This is a genomic window from Salinigranum halophilum (assembly GCF_007004735.1).
GTDB classification, from domain to species: Archaea; Halobacteriota; Halobacteria; order Halobacteriales; family Haloferacaceae; genus Salinigranum; species Salinigranum halophilum.
Genome location: NZ_ML660182.1, coordinates 439,663 through 453,536 on the forward strand (window position 1 = coordinate 439,663; position 13,874 = coordinate 453,536).

Genomic DNA, 13,874 nt, shown 5'->3' on the forward strand with positions numbered 1-13,874 from the left:
GACGTGTTACCACACAGACGGAAGTGTTAACATGGTGTACCGTGTCTGTGCAATCGGCCTGTTTTACTCCGCGGTGGAGGGCAACGTTTAAAACCTCGAAAGACAAGTTAACAAATGGCATGATAGATCGACTCGAGAAGGAAGTGGATATGTTGGAACGGCATCTGCAGGTGCTGAAGATGGTCATCGACAACGAGCCCATCGGCATCGTCAAGATGTCTAATGAGACCGGGTACCCACACCACAAGGTCCGGTACTCGCTGCGCGTCCTCGAAGAGGAGAACCTCATCGAACCCTCCAGTCAGGGTGCAATCACGACAGAACGAACCGAAGAGTTCGTCGACGAACTCGACGAGAAACTCGACGACATCGTCCAGAAGCTCCAGTCGATGAAGATCGAGGACGCCGCCGAAATCGAGTCCTAACGCGACGCGAACACCGTACTGCTACTCTCGTTCTCACACGGACGTCCGACGCGAGGAGCGACGCCCGTCTCCCGCCTCACAGCTCCGGCACCGTCAGGTGGAACTCGCCGTCGCGGGCCTCGACCAGACAGAGGTGATACCCCTGTTTCCGTGAGAGCTTCACGAAGCTCTTCTTCGAGCTTCGGCTCAAGAGGCCGCTCTTCGTCGCCTCACCGACGGCGTCGAGCGCGCCGGGTTCGAAGAACGACGTCGTGACGGAGAAGGCACCGCCGAGGGTGTCCTTCGACTCGCCGACGGCCCGCGCTCCGTCGATGAGCGACCCGACCATCTCCTGTGTGGTCGCGTTCCGACTCGTGTCGACGTCGACGACGAACAGCGGGTCGCCCATCGAGTCCCAGAAGACGAGGTCGAACGTGCGGCTCTCGTGACGCTGGCTCTCCCCGTCGTCGACGGTCACCGGGACGGCCCCATCGAACTCGATTCGGTCGACCTTCGGGATGCGGTCGAACAGCGGGGCCAGGTCGACGCGGTGGCCCGACCGACCGATTTCGTAGAGGAGTTCCTCGACGACCCACTTCGTGAACTGCCACTCCGTCGTCCCGTAGAGGAACGCCTCGTAGGGCTCGCCGTCGACGGTCGTCTCGTCGCTTTCGAACGTCGTGTGGTACTCCAGTCGGAGGTTCTCGACGACCGCCGACTGTTTGGCCTCGCCAGCCTGCGCTTTCTTCAGCGTCGGCTGCCCCTTGCTCCGGTATCGAACGAAGAGGTTCGTCCCCTCGCGGGCGGCCGCGGGCGACAGCCGCTGGCCCTCGTCTCCGTGACCCGCGTCCCCTTCCGCGGGCGTGGTCGCTTCGCGGCGGGCCGACAGCTCCGATTCGAGGTCCGCGACCCGTGCTCTGAGGCGGTCGCGCTCGCGAGTGACCGACTCGAGGTCCGACTCGAGCGCCCGAGCGTTCGAGGCGAGTTCGTCCCGCTCCGCCCGCACCCGCTCGAGACGCGACTGCAACTCGCTCGCGTCCGCTGCCGACCCCATCGGTGCCGCAGACCCCGCTGCGTCTGCACGCCCACCGGGGGCCGGCTTTCGCTGGCTGTCAGTCGCTTCACTCTCCGTGTCGGTCGCGCCCTCGTCGCCCCCCTCGGCCGTCGCCGACGCCGCCTCGCGTTCGAGCGACTCGTCGGGGGAGAGCGCCGGGATGCGCCGCGTCTGCTGCCACTGTCGCTCCGCGGAGAACGCGCCGCTCTCGTCGGCACCAGCGGGCTCCGTTTCCGCCGGCTCGCCGTCACCCGCCTCCGGAGCGGCCTCTGGTGTCGGCTCTGCGGCCGAGACCGGGTCTGCGTCGGTGGCGTGCTCCGCGGCCTCCCCGTTCGTCGCGGCGACGGCGTCTTCGGAGTCGTCGGTATCGGCGTCGGTGTCGCCGCTCGTGGGGTCGGTTCCCTGCGCCGAGGGGCCCTCCGCCGTTGCCTCGTCCTTTCTCTCCGTCGATTCCTCACGGGCTGCCGGCGTCGACGCCGCGTCGAGACCGGTCCCGACCGCTTCGGCGTCGTGTCCGACGTCTTCGGTCCCGTCGTCGGCTTCGGATTCCCGGTCAGGCTCGTCCACCTCGTCAGCCTCGGCCTCCCGGTCAGGCTTGTCCACCTCGTCGGTTCCGTCCGTCGCGTCGGCCTCGTCCGCCTCCTCGCCCGTCGTGACGTCCCCGAACGTGTCTTCGTCGGTCGCGTCCGTCGCCCCGTGTCCACCCTCGTCGGCCGGCGCGTCGGCAGTCGACGGTTCGGCCGCCTCGTCGCTGTTGAGCCCGATTCCCATCCCCCCGGTGAGGCCGTCGTACCGGTCCGGGTCGGTGTCCGGCCCGGTCGCGGCCTCGGTGCCGGGGTCCTCGGTGGATTCGTCGGCTGCCGCCCCGAACGTCACGCTCTCCTGGTCGGGGGCGTCGGCGTCGACTCCCCCCGCCTCGGCACTGTCACCGTCCGCGCCGGCGACGTCGCCGCGGCCCGCCCCATCGGGGAGGTCGGTGACGGTGACCTCGACGGCGTTGACGGCGTAGATGCCGACCTCGTCGGCGGCGCGGTCGAACGCCTCGTCGCCGGTGACGAGGCGCTCGCTCGCCCCGACGTAGGCGACGCTCATCGACCGACCGCCGTGGTAGACGACGTAGTAGTCGCCCGAGAGGACGTTCTCCGACAGTTCGACGTAGCCGGTGAACTTCCCCGACGAGAGCGTCCGGTCGACCTCCCGGAGCGAGGTCTCCTCGGAGTAGTACTTCGCGCGGGTCTCGCCGCCGGTCTCCTGCATCGCGAAGAGCAGCGGGAGCGCGGGGTCGGGAGCCCGGTAAACGGTGACGTCGCCGCCCTCGAAGTCCTCGAGTGTCCCGTCGAAGAGCCCGACGACGCGGCCGTTGAGGAGGAACGCCCACGCGGCACCCGCCGTCACCGCGCCGGAGAACTCGTCGCGAGCGAGCGACGGGAGGTCGCCAGCCCCCCGTCCCGTGACCGTCTCCCACCCGGTCACTCTGTCGACGATTAGTGAGTCCATTTGGCACAGTTTCGCGGTAAACGCGTGAAATACTTTCCCCCGTTCTCTCGTCCGTGATAACGACCCTCGTCCGCAGTGGGTGTTTTCGTCGCGCTCGTCGCGCCCGTCGGCTCGCTCGCGTGACTGCTCAGCCGGACGCGTCGGTCTCGGCGTCGCCGCCGTCCCCGTCGCTCCCGGCGTGCTCGTCGACGTAGCGTAGTTCGACGACGCGGCGTTCTCCGTCGACGTACTTGTACCGGACCCCGTCCTCCTCGTCTTCGGCCTGCCGGTGAGAGCCGTCGCAGAACGGCCGGTTCGCGCTGAGTCCACACCGACAGATGGCGACGTCGCCGTACTTCTCGTCGATGTCCTCGGCGGTGAGTCGGTACGGTCCGTCGGCGGTGTGGGTGACCTCTCGTGACACGGTCGCTGGTGCGACCAGCAGCGAGTTAGTCGTTTGGCCGTCCGCCACGACGCCACAGCACGCTCGCGGCGAGGACCAGGAGGTAGGTGAGAAGCGCCGCGACGAGCGCCGTGAGCACCCACGGGCCGACGAGGAGCGCGAGGCCGACCCCGCCCACGAGGCCGACTACGACGGCCGTCGCCTGCACCGCTCGCCGTCCCCAGACGGCTCGGACCCACGCCGACCGGAGCGACAAGAGGAGTTCGGCGACGACCGTCGCGGCGGCACCGGCCGCCAGCGCCGTCGGTGTGACCGGTGCGCCGACGAGAAACGCCGCGCTCGCGACTCCCCCGAGCACGACCCCGGTCAGCGCGGCGTCACGCCGCGCGCTCGCGTCGCCGTCGGCCATACTGGTCGGTGGGACGGTGTGCTTTTATCCCCCGCGGGTCGAAGCCGGTGGTATGTCGCAGGCCAGCGTCGACGGTGCCCTCACCGAGGCCCGTCGGCGTGCCCTCCTGTACCTCGGCGTCGCCGCCGCGGCGATGTTCGTGTACGCGCTCCTCTACCAGTACGGGATGCGGACCCTCGAGGGTGTCGACGTCGGCTACGTCGAGTCCCTGCACGTCGTCGTCGAGACGTTCACCACCACCGGTTACGGCGAGGACGCCGCCCGCTGGTCGACGAACGGGATGTTCCTCCTGATGATGGTGATGCAGTTCACCGGGGTGGCGCTCATCTTCACGACGCTCCCGCTCTTTCTGGTTCCACTCGTCGAAGAGTCGCTCCGGACCGCGCCGCCGACGGCGACGTCGCTCACCGACCACGTCGTCATCTGCGAGTTCACCCCCCGAGGCGACACGCTCGTCGGGGAACTGGAATCGATGGGCACCGACTACGTCATCGTCGAATCCGACCGCGAGGTCGCCCGCGAACTCGTCGACGACGGGTACGCCGTCGTCCACGGCGACCCCGAATCGGTCGGTGACCTCACCGCGGCCAACGCGGACGAGGCGGTCGCCCTGGTCGCCGACGCGGACGACGAGACGAACGCGAGCATCATCCTCTCGGCGAAGCAGGTCGACCCCGACATCCGCGTCATCAGCCTCATCGAGAACGCCGACCTCGCCGACTACCACCGGTACGCCGGCGCCGACCGGATCGTCTCCCCGCGCCGACTCCTCGGCGACAGCCTCGCGAGCAAGGCCGCGACCTCCATCTCGACGGACCTCGGCGACGCCGTGGAGATCGCCGAGGACTTCGAGGTCGTCGAACTGCTCGTCCAGCAGGGGGCCGAGGTGGAGGGAAAGACCATCGCCAACTCGGGCATCGCCGCCGAACCCGGCGTCACCATCATCGGCGCGTGGTTCCGCGGCGAGTTCGTCTCCCCGCCGCCGCCCGAGGAGGTCATCGACGAACACACCATCCTGCTCGTGACGGGCCGCGAGCCGCAGCTCGACCGGCTGAAGGAGCTCACCCTCTCGGAGGCCCGCCGCTACCGCCGGGGGACGGTCGTCGTCGTCGGCAACGGCGAGGTCGGCTCGACGGCGGCCGACGCGCTGGCGGCCGCGGAGGTTCCGACGGTCGTCGTCGACCTCGAGGAGGGACCCGGCGTCGACGTCGTCGGCGACATCACCGACAGACAGACCGTCCAGAAGGCGGACGTCGAGAACGCCCGTAGCGTCGTCCTCGCGGTCGACAACGACACCACGGCGGTGTTCGCGACGCTCGTCATCAACCAGGTCGCGCCGGGTATCGAGGTCATCGCCCGGGCGAACGAGGCCGAGAGCATCCCCAAGCTCTACCGCGCCGGCGCGGAGTACGTCCTCGCGCTGGCGACCGTCTCCGGTCGGTTGCTCGCCTCGAACCTGCTCGACGAGGAGGTCATCGCGCCGGAGGCACAACTGGAGATCGTCCGGACGACCGCCCCGGCGCTCACGGGGAAGACGCTCGCGCAAGCCGACGTCCGCGCGCGAACGAACTGCACCGTCGTCGCCGCCGAGCGCGACGGCGAACTCATCACCGAGGTCGGACCGGACTTCGTCGTCCGAACGGGCGACACGCTCGTCGTCGTCGGCCCCGACCGCGACGTCAACCGGTTCAACGAGATCGTCAGTTGACGGCGACAGGGGCAGGCGTGGCGTTCAACGAGCGGGCTGACACACTGTGCGTGGGGGGTGCTGGGGCTGGTTCGGTGAGCGCACGACTGCCGCGCCCGTGCGCGGTGCGGTCTGCTTGTTTGCCCTGGCCGACTCCTCGGGAATCCGACGCGCTGCCGACATCAAGTACACTCACTTCACTGCACACGAGTCCGGGAGTCGCACGGCAGAAGAGCCCACACCGTCCAGTGCGTCACCGACCGCGAGAAAACCAGTCCGAACCCACTCGACCGCGATTATGCGACTTCCGCGCCGACGTAGAGGACGACGACGAGGAACACCCAGACGACGTCGACGAAGTGCCAGTACATCGAGGCGGTCGAGACGGAGACGTGCCGTTCCGCGGAGTACTGCCCGAGCAGGGCGCGGACGAAGACGATGCCGAGGATGACGGCACCGAGCGTGACGTGCAGGCCGTGCAGCCCCGTCAGACCGAAGAACGCCGACGAGTAGATGCCGGAGGTGAGCGTGAATCCTTTCCCGATGATGAACTCGTAGTACTCCAGCACCTGCCCGCCGATGAAGACGACGCCCAGGAGGAGCGTTACGGCGAGGCCGAGGATGAAGTTCCGGCGGTCCTCGTTGCGGATGGCGACGTGCGCCCAGTGGAGCGTGAACGAAGAGGCCACCAGCAACGCCGTGTTGGCGATGACGAGTGAACTCGTCAGTGGCGGGAGCTCCTGGGGCGGCCACGTCCCCGCGCGGATGAAGAAGTAGTACGTGAACACGGCACCGAACGTCGCGAGTTCGGAGCCCAGGAACGCGATCATCCCCCACCGGAGCTTGGTCTCGGAGTGGTGGTCGATACCGCGGTCCCAGAAGTGGACGACGAAGGCGTGGTAGAGCCAGCCGTAGATGCCGACGAGGAACAGGCCGATGGAGCCGACGGTGACGCCGGGACCGAGCATCGGGCCGACGATGGAGCTCTCTCCCTGTCCCATGATGTACAGCGCGGCACCGACGTAGATGCCCGCGCCGCCGAGCGCGGTGACGAAGGGCCACCAGCTGGCTTCACCGAACCCCCGGGGCCAGTCCTCGACGGCCGGGAGGTGGTGACCACCGTGACCGTGGTCGTCGTGTTCTTCCAGACTCATGGCCGCCAGTTACGATTCGACTGGTAAAAATCCACCCAAACGACCGCCGAGTCGCAACCTACTCTTTCCCCCACCCCCAACCGCGCGTATGGAGCGTCTCTTTCGCGTCGCGTCCGGCGGTCCTGGGGCCCGCCGTCCCGCGGCCCGCTGGTTCGCAACCGCGTTCGTCGCGCTCGTCGCGCTGGTCGCGACTGCGGGCGTCGCGGCCGCCCACGGCGGGGCCGTCCGCGGGGCCGCCCGCGAGTCGCTCGCCGTCCCCACCTGGCTGTTCCTCCTCACGGGCGGGGGCGTCGTCGGCGCGTCGTTCCTCCTCGCGAGCTTCGTCACCGACCGGGCGTTCATCGCCAGCATCCACGCCTGGCGTCGCGCGCTCCCGGCACCCGCTCGTCTCCTCTCTCGACTCGGACAGGTGGCCGGCGTCGTCTCCCTCGTCGCCGTGGTCGTCCTCGGCTTCGTCGGGCCGGACACGCCGACCCGGAACCTCGCCATCCTCGTCGTCTGGGTCGGCTGGTGGGGGGGGTACGTCGCCTCGACGTACCTCGTGGGCAACACCTGGCCGAGCGTCAACCCCTTCCGGACGCTGGCCTCCCCCCTCCCGTCGCTCGACCGGCCGTACCCCGAGCGCTTCGGCACGTGGCCGAGCGTGGTCGGGTTGCTCGCGCTCGTCTGGCTCGAGGTCACCTCCCCGCTCGCGGAGGACCCCGTCCTCCTGTCCACCGTCGTCGTCGCGTACACGGTCGTCACTCTCACGGGTGCGGTCGTCTTCGGCACCGACACGTGGTTCTCGATGGCCGACCCGCTCTCGCGGGCACTGCGGTACTACGGTCGCGTCGCCCCCGTCGAACGGACCGACGAGGGACTGCGCCTCCGGCTTCCCGGCGCGGCGCTGTCGGAGACGCGACTCGTCACCGGCCGCGACGAGGTGGCGTTCGTCGTCGCCATCCTGTTCGTGACGACCTACGACGGCCTCATCGCGACGGAGCTCTGGGCCGGCGTCGTCCGGACCGTCGTCGGCGTCGGCGTTCCGCCGCTCGTGGTCTACCTCGGCGCGTACCTCGCCGGCTTCGGCCTCTTCCTCGTCGCCTACGACCTCGCGACCGCCGCGGCCCGACGGACGTGCGACACCTATCTCTCCGCCGCCGAACTCGGCCGGCGGTTCGCTCCCGCGCTCCTCGCCATCGCCGCCGGCTACCACCTCGCGCACAACCTCGGCACCGTCCTCACACTCACACCGACGTTCCTCCAGGTGCTCGCCGCGCCGCTGTCGCCGCCGGCGAACCCGACGGTGCTGGTCGTCCCCGGGTGGTTCACCGCGCTCGACCTCGGGTTCGTCCTCGCGGGCCATCTGGTCGCCGTCTGGGTCGCCCACGCGACGGCCTACGACCTCTTCCCCAGTCGGCTCCAGGCCGTCCACAGCCAGTACGGCGTCACCGCGGTCATGATCGCGTACACGATGGTGAGCCTCTGGGTCATCGCCGAACCGTTCGTCGCCCCACCGTTCCTCTCCACCTGAGATGTCCTCGAACACCCAACCGCCGACGGATGCCGCATCGCCAGTCGAACCGACGACGAGAGCCGAGGCGACGGCGTCGCCACGGACCACCGTCGAAACCGACGTTCCCGAGGGGGGGCCGGTGTATCGCTGTGCGTACTGCGGCCGCCCCTTCACCGAGGAGTCGTACCTCGTCTTGCACCGCGGACTCGCCCACGGCGACGTCGTGACCGCGGACGAGCGCGAGGCGTTCGAGGCGGCCTACGCGGAGGAGAACGCGTCGCTCCGGCGGTTCCGTATCATCGCGCTCGGGCTCTTGGTCCTCCTCTACTTCGGCTTCCTCTTCGTCTTCGCCGTCGTGACGTGAGGCTGTCGGCGACGCCGAGCCCGAGACGTCGGTCACTCAGTCGGCGTCTTGTCAGCCCTTGGGCGATGCTCCTCCGCCTGTCGCTCGTATCGGAGAAGCGACTCGACGTCAGACTCCGAGTCTTCCCCACTGACTGTGAACATCGTCCGGGTGAGGAGTCGCTCGGAGAACCCGGCGACGAATGCAAGTAGGAGCGCGGTCGGGGCGTTCGAGACATCGACGGGGAACGAGAAAACCAAGTCGGGCAGACCGCTCTCGACGAGTGTTACCAGCACTAGCGCTGCCCCGACTCCGGTGTACAGTCGAGCCCACGCCAGCATACGCAGGTCGATGGTGACGACGGGAACCCGTGCAGAGGGTGCGGTTCCGCGGAGGGTGAGCAACCCGCTGATCGACGCGCCCAGCAGTCCGAACAGCGCCACCGCGACGTAGAATACCGGCCCGTACTGGAGCGTCAGCCCACCAAACAGTCCGAGCAGTTCGTTGCCGGAGGCGAACCCGACGAACCACCCCGACAGCCAGGACACGAGCGAGGCGAGGTACGGCGAAACGACGGCGAGGGCGACGACAGCGAGGGCGCTGGCTCCTGCGGCGTTCATGAACAGACTGTACTGCCGTTCGAGGATATCGGCTAACTCGATCTGTCTGAGCGTCTGCTCGTCGTACACCTGTCGTGCCTCGATAACGGTGCTGATTTCGAGGTGCTCACGGAGCTGTGAGCCGTCCGCCGTGAGCATCCGCACGATCACGTAGAACGCCCAGCCGGAGAGTTCGTTCTCCGCTCGTGTCAGGAGCTTCGTGGCCTCTTGGCGGACGAAGTCTTGTGAAGACTTCACCCCCTCGCCCGCGTTGGACGACGTGGACGGTTCGACGAACGCGAACCAGCGAAGGTGGAGCAACTCACGCTTCGCCGCAAACAGCGCCTGATACGCCGACACGATATCTTCTCCTCCGGAGATCTCCTCCGTCGGTTCCTCACTCGCACCAATCGACCGGTACGCTACGTCGAGGTGACTCCGGCACGCCTCCACGTCTGGTAGCGCTCTCGTGTCGGCTCTGCCTTCCCGGATTTGTTTGTCCAGCCGTTCGAGTTCCAGCTTGGAGATGTCGATTTTGGTCTTCAACTGCCGGATTCGTGGGGAGGTGTACAGCGGGAGGTACGTACGTATCCCTCCCAGTGTCGTTTCGGGCTCTCTTATCTGGGCCTCCTCGCCGGTCGAAAACTCCGGACGGTTCGTTTCGTCGGTCATCGAACTCATCTGTTACCCCCTCCAGAAAAAGTACGCTATGTGACATCATAAGCGGTCGGGTCGTTGGTTCCGAACACGACCCGCGTCGAGGCGTGGTCTGCGAGGGGAGCGATGGACCGATTCGAGGCTCTGTCCAGCGACCCGCCGAATCAGTCGGCGCTCGTCCGCGCGAGGTGGTACGGCTGGCGGTAGATGAGCTCTTTCAGCTCCGCGAGCGACTCTCTACCCGTACTCCCCGTCATCGCGCCGACGACGGCGAACACCTCCTGGCGGGAGATCTTCACGCCTTGCGAGGAGACCGCGTCCTCGGGGCGAGCGAGCAGTTCGCGGAGGGTCCCCACCGCGAGGAGGAACGGGATGGCCCACGCGGCCAGCGTGTTGCCGTCGGTGAGTGGGACCGTCTCGAGGTACGTCTGCGCGTCGTCGAGGAAACCGGTCGCGTGGTCGGCGGTGCGCTCGACGACCGCGGCGGTGCCGGGGGCGTTCTCCGGGGCGAGGACGGCGTCCTGAGCGATGCCCTCCTCGGCGAGCCACTCCGCGGGGAGGTAGACGTTGTTCTCCTCCTCGTAGTCGTCGCGGACGTCCTTCGCGATGTTCACGAGCTGGAGGAGCAGACCGAACTCCTCGGCGGTCTCGTACAGCTTGGCGCGGCGCTCGGAGGCGACGTCGCCGCGGGTGACGAGGTTCGTGATGAGGTTGCCGACGGTGCCGGCGGCGTAGTAACAGTACTCTTCGAGTTCCTCGCGGGACTGGATGCGGAGCCCACCCTTCTCGGCGTACCGCTCGACGAACATCGCCATGCCCTGGACCAGTTCGCGCGCGGGCGGCGTCACCGCCTCGCGGACGTCGTGTGGGAGCCCCTCGAAGGTTCGGACCACCCGCGGAGCGTTGGCGACGACGTCCCAGTCCTCGGAGCGGTCGTCTTCGGGCGGGAGATACGGGTCGACGTTCTCGACGAACGTCTCGATGGTGGTCTCGTCCTCGGGGTCGAGCGCCGCGTCGTACAGCCGGAGGAGCCGCGCCTGCGCCTCGGGCGGGATGTCGTCGGCGTCCTCGACGGTGTCGGCGATGCGGCAGACGAGGTAGCCGACACAGATGTACGACGACATGGGCTCTTCGAGCACGTCCACGGTCAGGGCGAAGGTTCGTGAGACGCCCTGGACCGCCTCGTGACACCACTCTATGTCGGCGTCGGCTCCCGGCGGACGGTCTGCGTGTCTAGACATTCGAGATAGCCGGATGTAGGCATGGGGGCATAAAAAGTTCGTGGGACATGGATTCGTTCCCGCGCGCGACGGTCGAACGGCCGGTGCGACGGCGAGCGACGTCGCGGGTCCACACGACGTCACGGCGCGCCAACATTCAAGCCGCGACCCCTCGAAGCGCGGGTATGGACTTCGCCCTCACGACGGAGCAACGACAGATTCGAGATATGGTCGCGGAGTTCGTCGACGAGGAGATCGCGCCGCGCGCGGCGGAGATCGACGAGACCGACGAGTTCCCGTGGGACCTGGTGAACGAGATGGCCGAACTCGGCCTCATGGGGATGCCGTTCCCCGAAGAGTACGGCGGGGCCGGCCTCGACTACCACTCGTACGCCATCGGCCTCGCGGAGATATCGCGGGGGAGCGGCGGCCTCGGCACCGTCGTCGCCGCACACACCTCGCTCGCGGGCAACATGCTCTACGAGTTCGGGAGCGAGGCGCAGAAGAACGAGTACCTCGAGCCGCTGAACCTCGGCGAGGACATCGGGGCGTTCGCGCTCTCGGAGGCCGGTGCCGGCTCCGACGTGCCCGCGATGGAGACGGTCGCGCGCAAGGAGGGCGACGAGTACGTCGTCGACGGGTCGAAGCTGTGGATCTCGAACGGGTCGGTCGCGGACACCGTCACCGTGTTCGCCAAGACCGACGAGGAAGCCGGCAACCGCGGCATCTCGTCGTTCGTGGTCCGGCCCAAGGAGGACACGGGCTTTCACGTCGAGGGGACCGAGCACAAACTCGGCGACAAGGGCTGTCCGACCGCGGAGTTGCGGTTCGACGACATGCGCATCCCCGAGTCGCGGCTCATCGGCGAGGAGGGTGAGGGGTTCGTCCAGGCGCTGAAGACGCTCAACGGCGGCCGCATCACCATCGCGGCGCGCGGTGTCGGCATCGCCCGCGCGGCGCTGGACGAGGCGAAGCAGTACGCGAACGACCGCGAGCAGTTCGGCCAGCCCATCGGCGAGTTCCAGGCCATCAAGCACAAACTCGCGGACATGGACACCAAGCTACAGGCGGCCACACTCCTGATGCACCAGGCGGCTGACCTGAAGATCAAGAACGAGTCGTACATCAAGGAGGCCGCACAGGCGAAGCTGTACGCGTCGGAAGTGTCGAGAGAGGTGGCGAACGAGGCCATCCAGATTCACGGCGGCTACGGCTACACGAAGGACTTCCCCGTCGAGCGGTTCTACCGCGACGCGAAGCTCAACGAGATATACGAAGGGACCTCGGAGATTCTCCGGAACACCATCGGCGACCAGGTGCTGGACTCGTGAACGGGAACGAGTCGACGCTACACGGGGCTCACTCGCAGGCGTAGGGGTTCTCCCTGGTCTGTGGGGGGTACTGCACGCGGAGATACGGCGGCTCCTCGACGTACTCGACGAGCGACGTCGTCCCGACGAAGCCACAGGGTGACTTCCTGAGCGTGACGTACTGGAGGCCGTCTTCTTCCATCCAGACGTCGAGCACCTGGTCGGCGGCGTTCCGGTAGAAGGCACTGATCTGGTCGCCGATGGTGTCGGGGTTCGACACGTGCAACAGCGTGTCGCCGTCCTCGACGAGTTGGGCCTCCTCGAAGTAGCGGACCTGCCGCGCCTCCTCGTCGCCGAACGCGTGTGTCACGGCGTCGGCGTTGACGATGTGGAACCGGTCGCGGTCGGTCCGGTTGTCGAGGTCGGAGATGAGGTCGGTCAGTTCGGCCCCGCTGTCGGGTGAGCCGTAGACGTTCGGCACGGACTGGTCCCACGCGCCGATGAGGTCGACGACGAAGAGACGGTCCTCGGCGAGGAGTTCGTCGAGCGCGAGGCCGTGGCCACCCAGCAGCGACTCGACGCGCGACTGCCGGAGCGCGATGGTGGGCACGAGCAACACGGTGTGGTCGGTGTCGAACGCGTGCGCGAGCAGGACCGAAAAGAGCGCCGCCAGGTTCGCTTGCCCGTCGTGCTGGAGGAGGACGCCCGCACCGCGGACGAGTCCGCCGCCACAGAGCGCGTCGAGTCCCGGGATGCCGACGGGCGCGTGGCGGTGGTCCTTCAGCGCCGGCGGCTGTGAGCGTCGGAGCGGCCCGACGCGGACGCCGTCCGGCGCGATCTCCAGCTCCATCGAGCGATGGTCGTGGTCGACGCCTCGCATCTTCGACACCTCGAGGAAGCGGTGAGTGTCCGAGCGGACCGTCCGCCGCGAGAGTTCGATGACGCCGTGGCTGGTGAAGCGGAGGAGATCACTCCCGGTGAGTGAGTCGGTCCCGTGGGCCTCCGCGGTCAGGAGCGTCGTCGCACCGGCGTCGTCGCTGAAGAAGCGGACGAGGTCCAACACGGTCCGGCGGTAGAGGTTCTCGTCGCTGGAGATGGCGGAGAGGCCGGAGGTGCTGTCGAAGACCACACGGTCACACGGGACGTACCGTTCGAGGTACTGCCGGATGTACTCCCCGGTGAATGGAGCGTCGAACCCGGGTCCGAGAATCTCTTGGTCGTCGAGCGACTGGAGTGTGAGTTCGTCGTCGCCTTCGATGGTCTGTCCCGGCGTGGCGTGGATGGAGACGAACGTGAGGTGGTCGTGGTCGATGTCGAACGTGAACGACGCGAAGGCGTCGTGGAGTTCGTCGAGCGTCTGTTCGGTGCTGACGTACAGACAGTCCTCGCCCGCGTCGAGTCCTGCCTGGAGGAACTGCATCGCGAGCGTGCTCTTTCCGGTCCCGGGCCCACCGGTGACGAGCACCGCGCGGTTCCGGGGAAGTCCACCGCCCAGCATCTTGTCGAGGACGGAGTCGCCGACGCCGACCCTCGTCTCGGTCTGTGACATAGGTCACTTCACACCTGTCGCGTATATAGCTCTACGTCCCCGATTCTCACGACTCACCACGCGTGTCCGTCGGACACTGCGGAAACCGACAGGTTTGGGTTCACAGAATCCAAG

General features: G+C 67.7%; 12 protein-coding genes. 5 read left to right on the forward strand and 7 right to left on the reverse strand.

Features of this window, described 5'->3' with window-relative positions; translation table 11 throughout:
• The first annotated feature begins 119 nt into the window (after window positions 1-119).
• Complete coding sequence (locus E6N53_RS02290; protein ID WP_103425160.1) at window positions 120-425, forward strand: hypothetical protein; 306 nt, start codon at window positions 120-122, stop codon at window positions 423-425.
• Between the two features lie 76 nt (window positions 426-501).
• Here E6N53_RS02290 and E6N53_RS02295 read toward each other — a convergent pair whose 3' ends face one another.
• The 3 genes from E6N53_RS02295 to E6N53_RS02305 form a co-directional block, all read right to left on the reverse strand.
• Complete coding sequence (locus tag E6N53_RS02295; protein WP_142856581.1) at window positions 502-2,955, reverse strand: DUF7527 domain-containing protein; 2,454 nt, start codon at window positions 2,953-2,955, stop codon at window positions 502-504.
• Between the two features lie 127 nt (window positions 2,956-3,082).
• Window positions 3,083-3,358 carry a CDGSH iron-sulfur domain-containing protein gene (locus E6N53_RS02300; RefSeq protein WP_142856583.1) on the reverse strand — a complete coding sequence of 92 codons (276 nt, stop codon included), beginning with the start codon at window positions 3,356-3,358 and terminating at the stop codon, window positions 3,083-3,085.
• Window positions 3,359-3,383: 25 nt separating this feature from the next.
• Window positions 3,384-3,746, reverse strand: coding sequence for a hypothetical protein (locus E6N53_RS02305; RefSeq protein WP_142856585.1), 363 nt, complete (start codon window positions 3,744-3,746; stop codon window positions 3,384-3,386).
• A gap of 52 nt (window positions 3,747-3,798) precedes the next feature.
• Here E6N53_RS02305 and E6N53_RS02310 point away from each other — a divergent pair, with 52 nt between their 5' ends.
• Window positions 3,799-5,454 carry a potassium channel family protein gene (locus tag E6N53_RS02310; RefSeq protein WP_142856587.1) on the forward strand — a complete coding sequence of 552 codons (1,656 nt, stop codon included), beginning with the start codon at window positions 3,799-3,801 and terminating at the stop codon, window positions 5,452-5,454.
• Window positions 5,455-5,729: 275 nt separating this feature from the next.
• On the opposite strand, the gene E6N53_RS02315 is transcribed toward E6N53_RS02310, so the two are convergent.
• Window positions 5,730-6,587, reverse strand: a complete 858-nt coding sequence (locus tag E6N53_RS02315) for a cytochrome c oxidase subunit 3 (RefSeq protein WP_142856589.1) — start codon at window positions 6,585-6,587, stop codon at window positions 5,730-5,732.
• A gap of 88 nt (window positions 6,588-6,675) precedes the next feature.
• On the opposite strand from E6N53_RS02315, the gene E6N53_RS02320 reads away from it, so the two are divergent.
• Together E6N53_RS02320 and E6N53_RS02325 are read left to right on the forward strand one after the other, a co-directional pair.
• Window positions 6,676-8,100: a hypothetical protein gene (locus E6N53_RS02320; RefSeq protein ID WP_201741056.1), complete on the forward strand. Its 1,425-nt coding sequence runs from the start codon at window positions 6,676-6,678 to the stop codon at window positions 8,098-8,100.
• 1 nt (window position 8,101) lies between these two features.
• Window positions 8,102-8,446, forward strand: a complete 345-nt coding sequence (locus E6N53_RS02325; protein WP_236639677.1) for a DUF7410 domain-containing protein — start codon at window positions 8,102-8,104, stop codon at window positions 8,444-8,446.
• Window positions 8,447-8,478: 32 nt separating this feature from the next.
• Here the strand turns inward: E6N53_RS02325 and E6N53_RS02330 are convergent, their stop codons facing one another.
• A complete protein-coding gene (locus E6N53_RS02330; protein WP_142856591.1) occupies window positions 8,479-9,696 on the reverse strand; it encodes a TolC family protein in 1,218 nt (405 codons plus the stop codon).
• 149 nt (window positions 9,697-9,845) lie between these two features.
• On the reverse strand, window positions 9,846-10,922 hold the full coding sequence (locus E6N53_RS02335; RefSeq protein WP_136602311.1) for a phytoene/squalene synthase family protein: 1,077 nt from the start codon (window positions 10,920-10,922) through the stop codon (window positions 9,846-9,848).
• A 164-nt stretch (window positions 10,923-11,086) separates the two neighbouring features.
• On the opposite strand from E6N53_RS02335, the gene E6N53_RS02340 reads away from it, so the two are divergent.
• Window positions 11,087-12,232: an acyl-CoA dehydrogenase gene (locus tag E6N53_RS02340; RefSeq protein WP_136602312.1), complete on the forward strand. Its 1,146-nt coding sequence runs from the start codon at window positions 11,087-11,089 to the stop codon at window positions 12,230-12,232.
• 28 nt (window positions 12,233-12,260) lie between these two features.
• Here E6N53_RS02340 and E6N53_RS02345 read toward each other — a convergent pair whose 3' ends face one another.
• Window positions 12,261-13,760: an ATPase domain-containing protein gene (locus tag E6N53_RS02345; RefSeq protein ID WP_142856593.1), complete on the reverse strand. Its 1,500-nt coding sequence runs from the start codon at window positions 13,758-13,760 to the stop codon at window positions 12,261-12,263.
• Between the last annotated feature and the right edge of the window lie 114 nt (window positions 13,761-13,874).

What these genes read in the sequence shown, in the direction of transcription:
- E6N53_RS02305 (WP_142856585.1), bottom strand. Translation starts at nt 3,746, where the DNA reads ATGGCCGACGGCGACGCGAGCGCGCGGCGTGACGCCGCGCTGACCGGG.
- E6N53_RS02290 (WP_103425160.1), top strand. Translation starts at nt 120, where the DNA reads ATGATAGATCGACTCGAGAAGGAAGTGGATATGTTGGAACGGCATCTG.
- E6N53_RS02330 (WP_142856591.1), bottom strand. Translation starts at nt 9,696, where the DNA reads ATGACCGACGAAACGAACCGTCCGGAGTTTTCGACCGGCGAGGAGGCC.
- E6N53_RS02320 (WP_201741056.1), top strand. Translation starts at nt 6,676, where the DNA reads ATGGAGCGTCTCTTTCGCGTCGCGTCCGGCGGTCCTGGGGCCCGCCGT.
- E6N53_RS02295 (WP_142856581.1), bottom strand. Translation starts at nt 2,955, where the DNA reads ATGGACTCACTAATCGTCGACAGAGTGACCGGGTGGGAGACGGTCACG.
- E6N53_RS02325 (WP_236639677.1), top strand. Translation starts at nt 8,102, where the DNA reads ATGTCCTCGAACACCCAACCGCCGACGGATGCCGCATCGCCAGTCGAA.
- E6N53_RS02345 (WP_142856593.1), bottom strand. Translation starts at nt 13,760, where the DNA reads ATGTCACAGACCGAGACGAGGGTCGGCGTCGGCGACTCCGTCCTCGAC.
- E6N53_RS02315 (WP_142856589.1), bottom strand. Translation starts at nt 6,587, where the DNA reads ATGAGTCTGGAAGAACACGACGACCACGGTCACGGTGGTCACCACCTC.
- E6N53_RS02310 (WP_142856587.1), top strand. Translation starts at nt 3,799, where the DNA reads ATGTCGCAGGCCAGCGTCGACGGTGCCCTCACCGAGGCCCGTCGGCGT.
- E6N53_RS02335 (WP_136602311.1), bottom strand. Translation starts at nt 10,922, where the DNA reads ATGTCTAGACACGCAGACCGTCCGCCGGGAGCCGACGCCGACATAGAG.
- E6N53_RS02340 (WP_136602312.1), top strand. Translation starts at nt 11,087, where the DNA reads ATGGACTTCGCCCTCACGACGGAGCAACGACAGATTCGAGATATGGTC.